Source organism: Salicola sp. AFF1, assembly GCF_056783195.1.
In genome coordinates, this window is sequence record NZ_JBXAYL010000097.1 from 1 (window position 1) to 1,247 (window position 1,247).

General features: G+C 56.2%; 1 protein-coding gene. It reads left to right on the forward strand.

Translation table 11 applies throughout. The features are described from left to right. Positions 1 to 70: 70 nt before the first annotated feature. A partial coding sequence (locus tag AC1RQI_RS16865) for an IS1182 family transposase (protein ID WP_481905773.1) occupies positions 71 to 1,247 on the forward strand: 1,177 nt, incomplete at its 3' end.

Genomic DNA, 1,247 nt, shown 5'->3' on the forward strand with positions numbered 1-1,247 from the left:
CTAGGAGTCTGCGCGGTAGAAACCGCATTCTGGCATAATAACGCGAAATTCTTCTCTTGCAGGAAGCCCGATGGGAACGACTTTCCGCCCTTATTCGCCCGACCAGGACTTGCTCCTTCCGCCAAGCCTCAAAGAGTGGCTGCCTGAGGGCCATCTCGCGTATTTCGTCAGCGATGTCGTCGATGAGCTGGACCTCAGTGTTTTTTACGCCCGCTATGAAGGCGACGGGCGGCGCAAATCACCTTTCGATCCGCGCATGATGCTGAAGGTGCTGATTTATGCGTATGCGACGGGCGTATTCTCATCGCGCAAGATTGCCCGAAAGCTGGAAGAGGACGTCGCCTTTCGGGTGCTTGCGGCCGGCAACTTCCCCAGGCATCGAACTCTATGCGATTTCCGCAAACAACATCTCAGTGAGTTCAAGGCTGTGTTTGTTCAGGTGCTGCATATCGCCCGGGAAGCGGATCTGATCAAGCTTGGCACTGTGGCCATTGATGGCACCAAGGTCCGAGCTAATGCCAGCAAGCATAAGGCCATGAGCTATGGTCGCATGCGTGACGAAGAAAAGCGCTTGGCGAATGAGATTGAGCAACTGTGCGATCAGGCGGGTCGCACGGATGACTCGGAAGACCAGCAGTTTGGCACCGACCAACGCGGCGATGAATTACCCGACGAACTACAGTATCGCGAGAAGCGGCTGGACAAGATCCGGGCAGCGAAGCACAAGCTGGAGGCCGATCAGCAAGCAAAGGATAAGGCCCGCGGTCGGCACCCAGACGATGAGCGACGCTCACCGCGTGGCGGGCGCAATTTCAAGCGCGATTACGGGGTCCCGGAAGATAAGGATCAGAGCAACTTTACCGACCCACAGAGCCGAATCATGAAAACAAGCGACGGCTTCCAGCAATGCTATAACGGGCAACTGGCCGTCGATGCTGAGTCGCAGATGATTGTGGCGAATCATCAGGGTAACAATGCCAGTGACCACGGCTGCCTCGTTCCGCTGTTGGATGATGTGAAAGAGACATTGGGTGGCCAGCCGCAGCGATGCCTGGCCGATGCCGGCTATCGAAAGGAACAGGACTTTCAACTTCTGGAGAGCAAAGCCATTGACGGTTATATCTCGTTACGCCGAGAAGGGAAAAAGACCGGACAGATAGACGCCGATCAGTATCCGGCTACGGCCCGGATGGCACAAAAACTAGCCACGGAACAGGGGCGACAAGTCTACGCCCGGCGAAAACACC